The 14,994-nt window shown below is 73.4% G+C and carries 14 protein-coding genes, 2 pseudogenes and 1 other annotated feature; of the genes and pseudogenes, 14 read left to right on the forward strand and 2 right to left on the reverse strand.

The genetic code is table 11. The features are described 5' to 3' along the window. The first annotated feature begins 31 nt into the window (after positions 1–31). The 11 genes and pseudogenes from EBM89_RS09255 (at position 32) to EBM89_RS09295 (ending at position 12,619) form a co-directional block, all read left to right on the forward strand. Positions 32–661 (forward strand): Type 1 glutamine amidotransferase-like domain-containing protein, encoded by a 630-nt coding sequence (locus EBM89_RS09255; RefSeq protein ID WP_122149155.1) that lies wholly within the window; start codon positions 32–34, stop codon positions 659–661. A 33-nt stretch (positions 662–694) separates the two neighbouring features. Continuing rightward, positions 695–1,270: a dienelactone hydrolase family protein gene (locus tag EBM89_RS09260; RefSeq protein WP_122149165.1), complete on the forward strand. Its 576-nt coding sequence runs from the start codon at positions 695–697 to the stop codon at positions 1,268–1,270. Positions 1,271–1,378: 108 nt separating this feature from the next. Further along, positions 1,379–3,025 (forward strand): ABC-F family ATP-binding cassette domain-containing protein, encoded by a 1,647-nt coding sequence (locus EBM89_RS09265; RefSeq protein WP_122149156.1) that lies wholly within the window; start codon positions 1,379–1,381, stop codon positions 3,023–3,025. 54 nt (positions 3,026–3,079) lie between these two features. Continuing rightward, entirely contained in the window at positions 3,080–3,274 is a 195-nt protein-coding gene (locus tag EBM89_RS20880; protein WP_147463502.1) for a hypothetical protein, read from the forward strand. A gap of 502 nt (positions 3,275–3,776) precedes the next feature. Further along, positions 3,777–3,902: a SapB/AmfS family lanthipeptide gene (locus EBM89_RS22070; RefSeq protein ID WP_233571644.1), complete on the forward strand. Its 126-nt coding sequence runs from the start codon at positions 3,777–3,779 to the stop codon at positions 3,900–3,902. Between the two features lie 106 nt (positions 3,903–4,008). Further along, positions 4,009–6,579 (forward strand): class III lanthionine synthetase LanKC, encoded by a 2,571-nt coding sequence (gene lanKC / locus EBM89_RS09270; protein ID WP_122149157.1) that lies wholly within the window; start codon positions 4,009–4,011, stop codon positions 6,577–6,579. After that, positions 6,576–7,277 (forward strand): ABC transporter ATP-binding protein, encoded by a 702-nt coding sequence (locus EBM89_RS09275; protein WP_122149158.1) that lies wholly within the window; start codon positions 6,576–6,578, stop codon positions 7,275–7,277. The genes lanKC and EBM89_RS09275 overlap by 4 nt, the downstream gene beginning before the upstream one ends. Beyond that, a complete protein-coding gene (locus tag EBM89_RS09280) occupies positions 7,274–8,671 on the forward strand; it encodes an FtsX-like permease family protein (protein WP_122149159.1) in 1,398 nt (465 codons plus the stop codon). Before EBM89_RS09275 ends, EBM89_RS09280 begins: the two co-directional genes overlap by 4 nt. Next, positions 8,668–10,413, forward strand: coding sequence for an ABC transporter ATP-binding protein (locus tag EBM89_RS09285; protein ID WP_158609602.1), 1,746 nt, complete (start codon positions 8,668–8,670; stop codon positions 10,411–10,413). The genes EBM89_RS09280 and EBM89_RS09285 overlap by 4 nt, the downstream gene beginning before the upstream one ends. A 332-nt stretch (positions 10,414–10,745) precedes the next feature. Continuing rightward, a pseudogene (locus EBM89_RS09290) lies at positions 10,746–11,965 on the forward strand (IS3 family transposase). After that, positions 11,024–11,137 (forward strand) — a sequence feature (AL1L pseudoknot). (Overlaps the previous pseudogene by 114 nt.) A gap of 243 nt (positions 11,966–12,208) precedes the next feature. Further along, entirely contained in the window at positions 12,209–12,619 is a 411-nt protein-coding gene (locus tag EBM89_RS09295; protein ID WP_122149161.1) for a hypothetical protein, read from the forward strand. A 231-nt stretch (positions 12,620–12,850) separates the two neighbouring features. On the opposite strand, the gene EBM89_RS09300 is transcribed toward EBM89_RS09295, so the two are convergent. Beyond that, a complete protein-coding gene (locus EBM89_RS09300) occupies positions 12,851–13,318 on the reverse strand; it encodes a recombinase zinc ribbon domain-containing protein (protein WP_147463503.1) in 468 nt (155 codons plus the stop codon). Positions 13,319–13,360: 42 nt separating this feature from the next. Beyond that, on the reverse strand, positions 13,361–13,900 hold the full coding sequence (locus EBM89_RS20885; RefSeq protein ID WP_158609604.1) for a recombinase family protein: 540 nt from the start codon (positions 13,898–13,900) through the stop codon (positions 13,361–13,363). On the opposite strand from EBM89_RS20885, the pseudogene EBM89_RS09310 reads away from it, so the two are divergent. From EBM89_RS09310 to EBM89_RS09320, 3 genes and pseudogenes are all read left to right on the forward strand, one after another. Further along, a pseudogene (locus EBM89_RS09310) lies at positions 13,881–14,246 on the forward strand (ATP-binding cassette domain-containing protein); the annotation flags it as partial. The gene EBM89_RS20885 and the pseudogene EBM89_RS09310 overlap by 20 nt on opposite strands. A gap of 54 nt (positions 14,247–14,300) precedes the next feature. Then, positions 14,301–14,579, forward strand: coding sequence for a hypothetical protein (locus EBM89_RS09315; RefSeq protein ID WP_147463505.1), 279 nt, complete (start codon positions 14,301–14,303; stop codon positions 14,577–14,579). A gap of 130 nt (positions 14,580–14,709) precedes the next feature. Then, a partial coding sequence (locus EBM89_RS09320; protein ID WP_199732046.1) for a hypothetical protein occupies positions 14,710–14,994 on the forward strand: 285 nt, incomplete at its 3' end.

Consider the following 14,994-nt stretch of genomic DNA (forward strand, 5'->3'; position numbering starts at 1 on the left):
GTCGCGCCCGGGTACCGCGTACCGTCGCCGGGTGACCTCCCTGCTGCTGCTCTCCCTCGGCCACGGTGCCGTGCCTGGGTTCCTCGCGGACCACGCCCCGGCGGACCGTGCGCTCACCATCGGCTACGTCCCCGACGCCGCCCGCGCCGACGCGGGTGCGGCGTGGACCGTCGCCGAGCGGGACCGCGTCGTCGCCCTCGGGCACGCGGTGGTGGACGTCCGCCTCACCGGCTCCGACGCGGCCACCGTGGCGGCAGCCCTCGACGGCGTGGACGTGCTCTACGTCGCCGGCGGGAACACGTTCGCGCTGCTGGACGCCCTGCGGACGTCCGGTGCGGACGTCGTCGTCGCCGAGCGGGTCCGGGCCGGGCTGCCCTACATCGGCTGCAGCGCCGGGTCCATCGTCGCCGGGCCCAGCACCGAGCCCGCCACGCTCATGGACGACCCCGCCGAGGCCCCTGGTCTCACCGACGGGCGCGGCCTCGGCCTGACGGACGCGGTCGTCGTGCCGCACGCCGACGGGAAGCTCCCGCCGTACCCGCTGGAGCTCATCGGGCGGACGCTCGACCGGTACGGGTCGGACCACGAGCTCGTGCCGCTGTGCGACGACGAGGCGCTGCTGATCACCGGGCCCGGCTGGAAGGTCGTGGAGTCCGCCTGACGCCCCGTGATCGCCGGGCGTACGCTCGGCGGCATGGCTGAGGTCGTGCTCTTCCACCACTCCGGCGGGCTCACGCCCGGGTTCCGCTCCTTCGCCGACGACCTGCGCGCCGCGGGTCACACGGTGCACACGCCGGACCTGTTCGAGGGCCGGACGTTCGCCGACGTCGCCGAGGGCGTGGCGTTCGCGGAGACGTTCGGCGAGGGCGAGTTCGCGCGCCGCGCCGCGGCCGCCGTCGCCGACCTGCCGACCGACGTCGTCTACGGCGGTGCGTCCTTCGGGGCGGCCCGCGCGGCCGAGCAGGTGCTCACCCGCCCGGGCGCCCGGGCCGCGTTCTTCCTCTACGGCGCCGTCGCCCCCTCCTGGTGGGACGCGACCTGGCCCGAGGGCGTGCCCGCGCAGGCGCACCAGGCCGAGGTCGACCCGTGGCGGGAGCCCGAGGCCGAGGAGGAGTTCGTCGCGACCGTCCCCGGCGCCGACCTCTACGTCTACCCCGTCACGGGCCACCTGTTCGCCGAGCCCGGGCACGCGGACCACGACGCCGAGGCGGCCGCGCTCGCGGCCCAGCGGGTGCTCGCCCTGCTCTCTGCGGTCGACGCCGCGCGCTAGCAGGACCCGCGCCCCTCGGCATGAACGCCGCCCGGAGGGCCGCTCGACCCGCCGGACTCTGCGGGAATGCCGTGCACCCCCGGTCGCCGGACGCGAGACGATGTCCCCATGAGCGCGACCGTGCAGGCCAAGGGAGTGGGTGCCGGGTTCGGCGACCGGGAGCTGTTCGCCGGGGTCGACCTGGTCGTCGCCCCCGGTGACGTCGTCGGCCTCGTCGGCCCGAACGGGGCGGGCAAGTCGACGCTGCTGCGCATCCTGTCCGGCGAGCGCGCGCCCGACGCCGGGACGGTCGCGGTGTCCCCGCCGGACGCCGCCCTCGGGTACCTCGCGCAGGAGGTCGAGCGGCGGCCCGACGAGTCCGTGCGCGCCCACCTGGAGCGCCGCACCGGCGTCGGGCCCGCGCAGGTCGCCATGGACGCCGCCGCCGAGCGCCTGGCCGCCGGGGAGGACGGGGCGGACGACGTCTTCGCCGAGGCGCTGGAGCGGTGGATGGCGCTCGGCGGCGGCGACCTCGACTCCCGGACCGGGTCGGTGCTCGCGGACCTCGGGCTCGACGTCGACCCGGACCTGCCCATGACCGCGCTGTCCGGCGGGCAGGCCGCCCGCGTCGGCCTCGCCGCGCTGCTGCTGTCCCGGTACGACTTCTACCTGCTGGACGAGCCGACCAACGACCTCGACCTCGACGGGCTCGCCCGGCTGGAGGAGTTCGTGGACCGCGTGGACGCGCCCGTGGTCGTCGTCAGCCACGACCGCGAGTTCCTCAGCCGGACCGTCACGTCCGTCGTCGAGATCGACCGCAGCCTGCAGCGCGTCGCCGTCTACGGCGGCACGTACGACGCCTACCTCGAGGAACGGTCGACCGCCCGCCGCCAGGCCCGCGAGGCCTACGAGGACTACGCCGCCCGCCGCGACGCCCTGTCGGCCCGGGCGCGGATGCAGCGCGCGTGGATGGACAAGGGCGTGAAGAACGCCCGCCGCAAGCAGACGGACAAGGACAAGATCGGCCGGAAGTTCCGCGCCGACGCCTCCGAGAAGCAGGCCGCGAAGGCCCGGCAGACCGAGCGGCTGATCGAGCGCCTTGAGGTCGTCGCCGAGCCCCGCAAGGAGTGGCAGCTCCAGATGTCCATCGCGGCCGCCCCGCGGTCCGGCACCGTCGTCGCCGCGGCGCGGGCCGCCACCGTGCGGCGCGGGGAGTTCGTGCTCGGGCCCGTGGACCTGCAGCTCGACTGGCAGGACCGCGTCGCCGTCACCGGACCCAACGGCGCCGGGAAGACCACGCTGCTCGGCCTGCTGCTCGGGCGCCTCGCTCCCGAGCAGGGGCGCGTGGACCTCGGGTCCGGGGTCCTCGTCGGGGAGGTCGACCAGGCCCGCGCCGCCTTCGAGGGCGACGTGCCGCTCGCCGACGCGTTCTCCCGCGAGGTCCCCGACTGGACCACCGCCGACGTGCGGACCCTGCTCGCCAAGTTCGGGCTCGGCGGGCACCACGTCGGGCGGTCGGCGGGGTCGCTGTCGCCGGGGGAGCGGACCCGGGCCGCGCTCGCGCTGCTCCAGGCCCGCGGGGTCAACCTCCTCGTGCTGGACGAGCCCACCAACCACCTGGACCTGCCCGCCATCGAGCAGCTGGAGCAGGCGCTGGAGGCGTTCGACGGGACGGTGCTGCTGGTGACGCACGACCGGCGGATGCTCGACTCGGTGCGGCTCACCCGGCGCTGGCACGTCGAGGACGGGCAGGTCGAGGAGGTCACGGCGGACTGAGGGCGTGCCCTGCGGTGCACGGGTGAGTGCTGCTGGCCGCGCCACACTGCCCTCATGACGAGGATCTCGATGGGACAGCGGGTGCGCCGGGGCGTCGGGGAGGTCGTCGCGGCCCGTCTGGGTGCCGTCGCCGAGTTCGCGCCCCCGCCCTTCGCCGAGCCCGGGCACGCGGACCACGACCCCCAGGCGGCCGCGCTCACGACGCAGCGGGTGCTCGCCCTGCTCTCCGCCGTCGACGCCGCGCGCTAGCGGGACCCGCGCCCCTCGGCATGAACGCCGCCCGGAGCAGGGGTCAACTGGCTCATCGAGGCTCCTTCGCCATCGGTGCCAGGTGGGCGGCGGCTGAGCACCACCAGGCTCATCAAGATCTGCGAGGCCATGCCCCACGTCCACCTCGGTGAGCGTCACCAGGACGTCCCCACCCCGCCACCGAGGCGACCTCCCGCCGCGGACGAGGGCAACCCACCACGCGGTCGAGCGCGGCGCGAGTGCTCTTGCGGTAGCGAGGGGAGGCCTACCGCCCTCGACGACCGGCGACCACTCCTGCTCGCGGCGAGAAACGCGTGCGAATGTGCTCACCGGCACCACTGACTGCGCAAGACCTGCGTGAAGTCAATACCTCGATCGACAAGGCGACTCCTAGTTGTCGTCGAGGCTCGCGTTACGTACGTTCGATGACGGCGCGACGGGCCAGGCACATAAGTGTGCGGGGTCGGTCGCGTCGGAACCAGGACGAAAGGAGGTGAAGTCGATGACGAACATCCTCGAACTCCAGAACCTGTCTGCCGGTGGCGGGCAGGAGCGTGCGAGCTCGCTCAGCCTGTCGGTCTGCGGTGACAAGTCGAGCGGCGTGAGCATCGTGTTCTGCAACCCGTGACACACCGTGCCGGAGGGGCCGTCGACCGGCCCCTCCGGCACCCGCGGACCGCGCGCCCACCAGCGAGGGGGCCCGACCGGGCGCCCGCCTGACACGAACGGGGATCATGAGGCACCACCACGCGCAGTGCGTCCGACCGGACAGTCCGTTCTACGAGGAACCGTGGTCGGGTCGCGGTCGGACTGACCCGTTCGGGCACCGCGTCCCGCCTGGATGGACCCGCCGGGTCATCAGCCCGTGGACGCACTACTTCCCTGCCGCGGCCACTCTTCCCGACCAGGGGTGGAAAATCCATGTGAGTGCCACACCTGAGACGTCCGACCGCATTCTCGATGCCGTTTTCTCAATATGCGTGGACGCGGGTACTCCGTTCAAGCACCTGGCGACGCCCTCGGACCTGGTGTGGGCGCTGCAGAAGACCGCAGATCGCGGCTCCAGCGGCAAGTTCGTCACGATCTACCCTGTTCACGAGGACCGGTTGCAGGGTCTGGTCGATCAGTTGGAGGAGCAGCTCGGGGGACTTCCCGGGCCGTACATCCTGTCGGACCTGCGGTGGAGGCGCGGCCCTGTCCACCTGCGCTACGGCGGGTTCCGCCCGATGATCGACGTGGAGGGCGCCACTGGACGGCCTCGGTACGTGATCCGCGACCCTGGGGGGAACTGGGTCGAGGACGTGCGCGGTCCGCAGTTCGTCCTGCCCTCCTGGGCACCGGTGCCCGAGATGGTCGGTGCGATGCTGCGTGAGCGCACGCAGGAGGTCACCGTCCCTATCGGCTACGACGTCCGCGGCGTGCTGCACATGTCGAACACCGGTGGCGTGTACCGGTGCGCGCCGGTGCAGGAACCGGATCGTCACCTGGTGATGAAGGAGGCGCGCCCGTGGACCGGAGCAGATGCTTCCGGCGAGGACGCCGTGACCCGCCTGCGGAGCGAGGCCGCCCACCTGAGACAGCTGTCCGGCCTCGGGGTGACACCCGAGCTCGTGGAGGTGTTCGAGGCCTGGGAGCACGTGTACATGGTCACGGAGTACGTCGAGGGGATGACCCTGTCACGGATCCTGCTCGACGAGTTCCCGGGGCTGCGCACGGCCGCGTCCAAGGAGACGCGCCGACGTTACTTCGAGCGCGTCACGATGGTGTGCGATGCGATCGACCGCGCCCTTTCGGTGGTCCACTCGGCGGGCCTGGTGTTCGGGGACCTGCAGCCGGGCAACGTCATCGTGGGGCCGGACGAGCGCGTCACCTTCGTGGATCTGGAATCAGCCCACCACCCGGACGCATCCGGTGCCTCGTTGGGTGTGCCTGGCTTCGCAGCACCCGCGGGGTTGCGAGGGCTAGACCGCGATGCCTGGGCGTCGGCGTGCCTCCGGTTGCACGTGGTGCTGCCTCTCGCGCCGCTCTCGTCGGTCTCGGTGTCCAAGTTCGCCGAGCTGCTCGACGAGCTCGGCGAAGACCCGGCCCTGAAGGACCTGCTCGCGCCGTGCGAGGAGGCCTTTGCCCTGGACCCGCGGTTCCGGGCGGCCCGGCGGCGCCCCGGCCCGCGGCGCCCGGCCGACGCGAGGCGGATCATGCGGGGCATCCTCGCGAGCCGCGCTCCTGGCCGCCCGTTCCCCGGCGACGTCGGCCAGTTCCACGACAACGGCGACCTCTCTCTCGCCCACGGCCTCGGCGGCGTGGCGCATGCCTTGGCCCGTTCGGGGAGTGAGGCCGCGGGACCGCTGTTCGCCGAGCTGTGCGAGGGGCTCTCGACCCGGGACTGGGACGTGTCCGACCTCGGGCTGTGCCGTGGGGTCGCGGGCGTGCGCGCCGTCGCCGTCGCCGGCGGCGTTATGGGGCCCGAGCAAGCGTGGCAGGAGTTCTCGGGGCACCCGCTGACCTCTCGCGGTGCTGGGTGGAGCCTCGCTGAGGGGACTACCGGCACGGCGCTGCATCTGTGTCAGCTCGCCCGCGCCGGCGTCCTTGAGGCGCTCGCGCCCGCGGTCCGGCTCGCGCAGGACGCGTGCGAGAAGTTGCTGGGGCGCGAGCACACCGGTGACGAGACGAGCCGACGACCCGGTGGGTTGTTGCTCGGTGCCTCAGGTGTCGCCTACCTGTGTGTCCACCTGGCACGGCTGACGGGAGACGCCGTCTGGCAGGAGCGGGCCGCCCGTCTGCTGCACCTTGACCTCCTGAAGACGACGACGGTGAACGACGTGCTGCTGCTGTCCGCCGACGGTGGACGTGCCCTGCCGTACCTCGCGGCCGGCGTCGCGGGCGTCGGTCTGGTCGCCCTGGAGTGGCGCCGCACGACCGGTGCCTCGGAGTTCGACGACCTGATCCGGCGCGCCGCCGACGCTTGCCGGGCGCCGTTCACCGCGCAGGCCGGGCTGTTCGGCGGGCGGGCGGGCATGCTGCTCCTGCTGGGTCAGGCGCGGGAACTCGGTGACGGCCCCTGGGAGGAGGCCCTGACCCGCCAGCGCGAGCGCCTGCGCTGGCACGAGTTCGACTACGCCGACGGTGTCCTGCACGCCGGTGATCAGCTGCTGCGGCTGTCGTCAGACCTCGCCACGGGCAGCGCCGGCGTCCTGCTGGCGCTGCGCGCGGTCGGCGAGAATCGCCCCGATCCCCTGGCTGGCGTGCTCGCACTCGACGCGCCCGAGCCCGACCTCGCACCCGACGACCCTGTGGACCGAGGATGAGCGGGCCCCAGGAGCAGCCACCGGTCGCCTGCGCCGGGCTCGTCAAGTCCTACCCCCTGCCCGGCCGGGATCCGGTCACGGTCCTGCGCGACGTCTCCCTCAGCCTGCCCGCCGGCACGATGACCGCGGTCACTGGCCCCTCCGGATCGGGCAAGTCCACGTTGCTGTCCTGCCTGGCAGGGCTGGAGCCGGCGAGTGCGGGACGCGCGTGGCTCCTCGGGCAGCCCTTGTGGCTGCTCCGCCACCGGCAGCTGGCCCGGCTGCGACGAGACCACGTCGGGTTCGTCTTCCAGTCCACGAACCTCGTGCCGACGATGACCGGCGAGCAGAACGTCGCTCTGCCTTTCGTCCTGCGTCGGCGCACGCCCCCGCGCGACCAAGTCGCCCGGACCCTGGACCGCCTCGGTGTCGCGCATTGCCGCACCATCCGGCCGCAGGCGATGTCCGGTGGCGAGCAGGTGAGGGTCGCGCTCGCGCGCGTCCTGCTGACCGACCCGACGGTGGTCTTCGCCGACGAACCGACCGGAGCGCTCGACCAGCGCTCCGCCGGGACCGTGATGGACCTGCTGAGCGAGGTCGCCACCGGCCGCGGGCGGACCGTCGTCGTGGTCACGCACGACCCGCGTGTCGCCGCGCGCTGCGACGCGACAGTGCGGGTGCGCGACGGGCGGCTCGTCCCCGCGGACGCACCGGGATGAGTTCGCGTCGGCCGATCCTGTGGTGGGCGGACCTGCGCGAGGCGCCCGCTCTGTGGTCGGGCACGGCGATCGTCCTGGCCACGGTCCAGTTCTCCGCCGTGCTCGGCGCGCTGATCGTCGCGACCGGACTCGACGCCGTAGGCCCGCAACCTACCGACGACCGCTCAGCGCCGCTGGAGCTGATGTCCGTGGCCGGGGGTTGGGCAGGCATCCCCGCCGGCGTCGCGGTCGCGGTCTGCTGGACCTCGGTCGCGGCGGCGGTCAACCTCCGGCGAGGCCAAGTGGCCCGCTGGCTGCTCGTCGGCGCACTGCCGGGCCAGGTGGAGCGTCTGCTCCTTTGGCAGGTGGTCCTCGTCGCCCTGCTTGCTGCCGTCCCCGCGGCAGTCGTCGCGTGGTCCGTGCTGCCCGCGACGCTGACGGCGATCGCGGACCTGGGGGTCGGGCCGCAGGCCGTGGCGCCCTCACGTTCCCTGCCGGCGACCGGCCTCGGGGTCCTCGTGGGCACCAGTCTCGCCGCGGTGGGCGCATGGACACCCGCGCGGCGGGTTGCAGACCTCGATCCCGGGCAGGCGCTGCGCACCGCGGGGGCCACTCCTCGGCGCACCCGTACTCCAGCACGGGCCTGGTCGGCGGTGATCCTGCTGTCCCTCGCCCTTGCACTCGCGCTCCTGCCCGTCCTCGTGGCACGCGGTATCGCGGACGTGGTCGCCGCCCCGCTGGCTGTCGTCGTGCTCTTCGTGTCCGGGACCGGCGTAGCCGCGCCGTGGATCCTGCCCGTCGTGGTCCGCACGTGGACCCGCGCCGTCCCCGGGCGCGCTCCTGCCTGGGTCCTCGCGCGTGAGATTGCAGCCCGACGTATACAGCGGGCGACCAGCACGGTGGTCTCGGTCGCACTCGTCGTCGGAGTCCCGATCAGCATGCTGGCGATCACGCGCACCGTCACCGCGTCCGTAGCTGCCGCAGGACTGCCCGCAGGCCCCGGTGCGACGGTCGCGGACCTCGTCCTCGGTCTCGGCCCCGCGCTGCTCGTCCCGACAGCCGGCGCGCTAGGCGGGTTGCTCGTCGCCGGACGCCAGCGCCGCCTGGACGCCGCCCTGATCGCGCTCGCCGGCGCCACCCGCGCACAGCAGTGGTGCCAGAGCGTGCTGGAGGGCGTGATCATCGCGGTCAGCGGAGTCCTGGTCGGGCTGGCCTGCGCAACCGCCGGCGTCTTGTGCACGGTCGCCGGGCTGCACCGCCTGCTCGGCCTCGCGCGAGCGGAGGTGCCGCTGCTCGGCACGGTGGTCGTCAGCGCGATCATCGTGCTGGCGTGCGCACTGGCGACGGCGGCCACATCCATCGAGGCGATGCGGACCCCGCCGCACCGCGTGATCGCCCGGTTGGCCGCCTCGTGAACCGGTCCACTCACGCCGCGCTGCGCGAGCTGATCCGCGGTCGAGGCCGCCCGATCCTGCTCGCGGCGACGCTGGCCACGCTCGCAGGGGCCCTGACCCTCGCCCAGCCTGTGCTCGTGAACCGTCTGGTGACCTCGGTCGGCGAGGCCGGAGAGCTGCCCCTGGCGCTCGTCGGGGCGCTGCTGCTCGTCATCGTCGTGTCCGCCGCTCTCGCCGGTACCCAGCAGCTCGTGCTCGGACGTCTCGGCGAGGACATCGTCCACGACCAGCGCCACCGGCTCGTGCGAGCAGCTCTCGACCTGCCGACGGCCGTGAGCGAGGCCCGTCCTCCCGGCGAGATGGTCGCCCGAGTGACCTCCGACGCGAGCCTCACTCGAGCAGTCGTCTCACCCCACGTCGTCGGCTTCGCGGGAAGCCTCCTCACGCTCGTCGGTGCCGTCGTCGCCCTCGTCCTGCTCGACGCGGTCACGTTCCTGATCGCCTTCGCCATCGCAGCCGGCTCCCTCCTGGTCGCTGCCGCAGCCGCCCGCCCGCTCCGACGCGCCAACCGGTCTCTGCAGGCCGCGACCGCGGCGCTCGCGACGAGCGTGAGCCGCAACGCGGTGGCCCTGCGGCTGCTGCGATCGACAGGGTCCGTCCCGCGGGCCCTGCAGGAGACCTCGACCGCGATCCGTGAGGTCCGTGCCGAGGGCCGGCGACTCGCAGCGCTCGCCGCCCTCGTCGGACCCCTCACCTCGACCCTCACCAACATCGCCTTCGTGTGCGCGATCGTCGTCGCCGGCGTCCGTGCGGCCGACGGAGCCTTGGACCTCGCGGACCTCGTCACCTTCCTGATGTTCTTCAACCTGCTCGTCGTCCCCGTCGGACAGCTCGCCGCCGCGGTGGTCGATGTCCAGCAGGCGCTCACCGGGTGCACACGCCTCGCTGAGATCACCGACGAAGCCACCGAGACCGCCGACGACGTGGTCGACCCGCGGGCCCAGGCTCGCGCCGAGACGTGGGTCGGCGGCCCGCCCGCGCTCGACATCGAGTTCCACAACGTCGGGTTCGCCCATCGGCCAGGTTCGGGACCCCCGACGCTGTCCCAGGTCTCGTTCACAGCCCCCGCCGGACAGATCACCGTGATCGCCGGGCCATCAGGAGCCGGGAAATCCACGCTCCTGCACCTTCTCGAACGCTACTTCGACCCCGCAGCGGGCAGCATACGGATCGGGGGGATCCCGGTCACGGACCTGCCACGCGAGACGCTGCGCGCCCTGATCGGCTACGTCGACCAGGGATCCCTCGCCCTCCACGGCTCCCTGCGCGACAACCTGACCCTCGGGGCGCCGCAGGCCGACGAGCAAACGATCCTCCGCGCCCTCGACAACGTGAGCCTGACCGGTCTGGTCCACCGGTTGCCGCACGGGCTGGACACCCTGATCGGTGACGGTGGAGCGGCCCTGTCCGGAGGGGAAAGACAACGGCTGGCCATCGCCCGCGCCCTGCTGCGACGCCCGGCCGTCCTCGTCCTGGACGAACCGACCTCCGGCCTCGACACCCTGTCCGAACGGGCCCTGCACGCGACACTCCGAGGGCTGCCGCCGTGCACGACCGCGATCCTCGTCGCCCACCGCGTCTCGACGATCCACGCCGCCGACCACGTGGTCGTCCTCGACGACGGCCGGGTCGCAGCCACCGGCACGCCCGCGGAGCTGCGGCTGCGGAGCGCACTGTTCCGAGAACTGACCGACTCCGCGTAGGCACCCGCGCTGTTGGAGGAGCAGCTGCACGAGTAGGGGACACCACGCGATGGGTTCCGTTTTCTGGCGTCGCATCGATATCGGTCGGTGTGGCGGTGGCGCGCTGGGGCGGGGGAACGGACGTGGAGTCGTCTACGAGCTCGTGTCCAGGTGGTCGGGCCCCGGTGTCCGGGGCGGAGTGTGCGTGCAGCGCGGCGGGTGTGTGCCGGGCGTGCGTGGTGGTGTGGTTGGCCGCGTCGTGTGCGGCGCAGGGGGTGCCGGTGGTGATCGGTGACCGGGAGTGAACCGCCCCGGGTTCCGTAGAGGCGATCAACCCACGGAGGATGAGGGTCATGGCTGCACCGAGGAAGTACCCGGACGAGCTGCGTGCGCGCGCGGTCCGGCTCGTGCTGGACGCGAAGAAGGACCTGGTGACCCGTCCGGCTGCGTGCCGGCGGATCGGTGAGCAGCTCGGGATCAATCCCGAGACGCTGCGCGGGTGGGTCAACCAGGTCGAGATCGACGCCGGCGACCGGCCCGGGACCACGAGCAGCGACGCCCAGCGGCTCGCCGAGCCGGAGCGGGAGAACCGGGAGCTGCGACGGGCGAACGCGATCCTGCGTAGCGCGTCGGCTTTCTTCGCGGCGGAGCTCGACCGCCCGTCACCCAGGTAGTCGAGTTCATCGACACCCACCGTGAACAGTTCGGGGTCGAGCCGATCTGCCAGGTCCTGCAGGTCGCCCCGAGCACGTACTACGCCGCCAAGGCCCGCCCGCCCTCGGCGCGATCCGTGAGCGACGCGCAGCTGTCGGAGGTCATCGGCGTCGAGCACGCCGCGAACTACGGCGTCTACGGCGCGCGGAAGATGTGGAAGCACCTGCACCGCCTCGGGCACCCGATCGGGCGCTGCACAGTCGAGCGGCTGATGCGCGCGAGCGGCCTGCATGGCGTGGTCCGCGGGCGGGCGAAGCGCACCACGATCCCGGGCAAGGACGGCGCCCGGGCCGGTGACCTGGTCAACCGCGCGTTCACCGCGACTGCGCCGAACGAGTTGTGGGTCGCGGACTTCACCTACGTCCGCACGTGGTCGGGGTTCTGCTACGTCGCGTTCGTGATCGATGTGTTCTCGCGGATGATCGTGGGCTGGAAGGCCGACACGAACATGCGCGCGGCCCTGGTCACCGACGCCCTGGAGATGGCGGCCTGAACCCGCGGCCGCACCGGCGTGACGGACCTGACCGGGCTGATCCATCACAGCGACGCCGGGTCCCGGTACGTCTCGCTGGCGCTGACCGAGCGGCTGGCCGCCCTCGGCATCCGGGCGTCGATCGGGACCGTGGCAGACGCGTACGACAACGCGATGGCCGAGTCGACGATCGGGCTGTTCAAGACCGAGCTGATCCGCCGCCGCGGGCCCTGGCGGACCCTGGACGACGTCGAGATCGCGACCCTGGAGTGGGTCGACTGGTTCAATAACCGCCGCCTGCACACCGAGCTCGGCGACACCCCACCCGCCGAGCACGAGACCAACCACTACCGTCAGAACCCGGCCGTCGTGACGGCCGAAACCTGAGCACCGAGCCTCCACTGAACCCGGGGCGGTTCAGTCTCGGCGTACTTGTCGGCGGCCGAGGCGCGGGGCCTGCTGGACCCGGCGTCGTTGCTCGCCAGCGCCGGCACAGGCGCCCCGGACCCCGATGCCCCGGCCGCGGGCGGTCCGGGTGCGGGCGCGCCGGGCGGGGGCGCGGACAGCGACCCCGCTGGTGCGGGCGACGCCCCGGCCGGCGGGGGTGTGGTGCGTTCGCGTGCGGGGGCGATGCTCTCTAAGGCCGGGGTGCGGGCGGCGGCGGTGGCGGGGCACGTGCAGATGCTGCGCGAGCAGATCGTGGACGCCGACGAGTGGACGAGCGACTCGTTGTTCGCCGCCGACGTGGACACCGCTGTCGGTGACGAGTTGGCGAAGGTGGCTGGGGAGCTGGGCTACGTGCTGGGGCACCTGGATCGTGACGCGGCGCGCGTGCCGGTGCCCGGGGACGCGCATGTGCACGTGCGCCGCGCGTACCGGGTGCGCGAGATCGCCGCCCTGCTGGCTGCGGGGGCCAGTCCCGCGCAGGTCGCCGCGGACCTGGGGATCAAGGCGGGTGCGGTGCTCCATGTCCTCGGCGAGCTCGACGCGCTGCCCGCCGACCGGCGACCGGAGGTCGGCGCGCCCGACCCAGCCCGGTAGCAGGTGCGTGAGGTCCCGCCGAGTCGTGATCGATCACGTGCTGCGCCCCTGGCCGGGTCGGGGTGGGTCAGGTGCGCCAGGTGGTGGTGACCCTGGTCAGGTCGATGGTGCGGGTCCCGGTCCGGGTGGCGCCGGCGATGGTGATGTGGTCGATGACCGCCCGGATGATCGCGGCCTGGCGGGTCAACGGCAACGTGTCCCACTGCTGCGTGAGGGCTGCGCCGTGGCCGATCAGGGGTAGCAGGTCCCCGTGCCCCGCGCCGCGGCGAGCTGGCGGCGAGTGGTCGCCAGGCGGGTGTCGATGCGGGATTTGGCGGCCTTCCACTCCGCGAGGGTCAGGTCCCCCTCGCCCCAGGTCGCCGCCAGCTCCTCCAACCGGGCGAGGTCGGCGGCAATGGTCTCGTGCAGGGCGGTGACGGTCGTGTCGGCCTCGGCGGGCTTGCCCGCGAGGATGGCGGCGAGGTCGGGGGAGTCCAACCGGACCAGCACCGCGGTCGATATGGCGGTTTCGAGCTGGGGTGCGGTGATCGACACCCGCCCGCACCCCGCGAACCCCTGCGTCGCCCGGCACGCGTACCGGCGGCGCCGCGAGTCCGTCCCGGAGTACATCGCCTTGCCGCACACCGCACAGCGGACCAGGCCCGAGAGCAGGTAGCGCCTGGGGGTGCGGGTGGTGCGACGGGCCGGGTCTGTCAACACCGCCCGCACCCGCTCCGCGGTCGCGGCGTCGATGATCGGTTCTCACTGTCCGGGTCCGATGAGTTGCCCGCGGTGGGTGCGTTGCCCCCAGACGCGTCCTGAGAGCAGCAGGTCCCGCAGTGTCGGCAGCCGCCAGGACCCACCCGCCACGGTGGTGATGCCTTGGGTGTCGAGCCAGGTGCACAGCGACGTCAACGACTCACCGGCGATCACCCGCGCCGCGACGGTGCGGATCGCGTCGGCTTCCCGGGGGTCGTGGGTGACCCGGTCCGTGGCGAACCCGAACGGGCGCCACCCACCACTATGCGCCCGCCCGGACTGCGCGAGCTCGAGCATCTTGCGCTGCGAGCGCCGGGACTTGGCGTCGGACTCGTTCGCCGCGACCGCCGCCAGCAACCGCGCCACCAACAACCCGTCCCCGCTGCCGAGGTTGAGGTCTCCGTGCAACGTCACCACGTCACTGACCCCGGCACTCGTGCAGGTCGCGGCGAACTCCTCCAGCTCGATCGGCTGGCGATGCAGGCGGTCGATGTGCCAGCACACCACCGCATCCACGCGCCCAGCCCGGATGTCCGCGAGCACGCGGGCGTACTCCGGACGCGCCTTGCGCCCGTACGTCGAGGCCCTGCTCGCCAAGTTCGGGCTCGGCGGGCACCACGTCGGGCGGTCGGCGGGGTCGCTGTCGCCGGGGGAGCGGACCCGGGCCGCGCTCGCGCTGCTCCAGGCCCGCGGGGTCAACCTCCTCGTGCTGGACGAGCCCACCAACCACCTGGACCTGCCCGCCATCGAGCAGCTGGAGCAGGCGCTGGAGGCGTTCGACGGGACGGTGCTGCTGGTGACGCACGACCGGCGGATGCTCGACTCGGTGCGGCTCACCCGGCGCTGGCACGTCGAGGACGGGCAGGTCGAGGAGGTCACGGCGGACTGAGGGCGTGCCCTGCGGTGCACGGGTGAGTGCTGCTGGCCGCGCCACACTGCCCTCATGACGAGGATCTCGATGGGACAGCGGGTGCGCCGGGGCGTCGGGGAGGTCGTCGCGGCCCGTCTGGGTGCCGTCGGCGAGTTCGCGCCCCCGCCCGAGGTCGTCGAGGACGAGGCCGCCCGGTTCCTGCGCGAGAAGCACGGCGCGGAGTTCGAGGTCACGGTCGTCGAGCGCGCGGGGTTCAGCGGGCCGACCGACGTGCTCAGTGCCCGGCGGTGCGACGGAACCGGGGAGGAGATCGCGGTCCACCGGTTCGCTGCCGACGGCCGCTACGAGTGACCGGGCGCCACCGGCGTGCGGGCCGCGCAGCCGTCGGGTAGCGGTCGCGCGCGCAGCGTCCGCAGGCGGACTCGGGCCGACGGTGCGTCAGACTGGACCGCGTCCTGCGCCCGTCCGACCGAGGAGGCCCGTGCTCGCCACGACCGTCGTCGTCGCGGTGGCGCTCGCCGTGCTCGCGCGACGCGTGCCGTGGGTGCGGCGTCGGCTCCCGGTCGCGGGCAGCACGATCCTCGCGTGGACCGCGGTCGGCGCGACGGGCCTCGCCCTCGCGTCGTCCGTCCCCGCCGGTGCCGTCGGGGTGCTGGTCGGTGGCACCGCGCTGACCGGCGCCGGGGTGCTCGCCGTCGTCGCCGGGGCCGCGGTCGCCGCGGCGCTCCGGGCGCCGCTGGCCCGCCGTCGGGCACGGGCCGAGTCG

Source organism: Cellulomonas triticagri, from assembly GCF_003696205.1.
In the GTDB taxonomy this organism is placed as follows: Bacteria; Actinomycetota; Actinomycetes; order Actinomycetales; family Cellulomonadaceae; genus Cellulomonas; species Cellulomonas triticagri.

Bases quoted from the DNA above. Each gene is read 5' to 3' on its own strand.
- EBM89_RS09260 (WP_122149165.1), top strand. From the start codon at position 695: ATGGCTGAGGTCGTGCTCTTCCACCACTCCGGCGGGCTCACGCCCGGG.
- EBM89_RS09265 (WP_122149156.1), top strand. From the start codon at position 1,379: ATGAGCGCGACCGTGCAGGCCAAGGGAGTGGGTGCCGGGTTCGGCGAC.
- EBM89_RS20880 (WP_147463502.1), top strand. From the start codon at position 3,080: ATGACGAGGATCTCGATGGGACAGCGGGTGCGCCGGGGCGTCGGGGAG.
- EBM89_RS22070 (WP_233571644.1), top strand. From the start codon at position 3,777: ATGACGAACATCCTCGAACTCCAGAACCTGTCTGCCGGTGGCGGGCAG.
- lanKC (WP_122149157.1), top strand. From the start codon at position 4,009: ATGAGGCACCACCACGCGCAGTGCGTCCGACCGGACAGTCCGTTCTAC.
- EBM89_RS09275 (WP_122149158.1), top strand. From the start codon at position 6,576: ATGAGCGGGCCCCAGGAGCAGCCACCGGTCGCCTGCGCCGGGCTCGTC.
- EBM89_RS09280 (WP_122149159.1), top strand. From the start codon at position 7,274: ATGAGTTCGCGTCGGCCGATCCTGTGGTGGGCGGACCTGCGCGAGGCG.
- EBM89_RS09295 (WP_122149161.1), top strand. From the start codon at position 12,209: ATGCTCTCTAAGGCCGGGGTGCGGGCGGCGGCGGTGGCGGGGCACGTG.
- EBM89_RS09315 (WP_147463505.1), top strand. From the start codon at position 14,301: ATGACGAGGATCTCGATGGGACAGCGGGTGCGCCGGGGCGTCGGGGAG.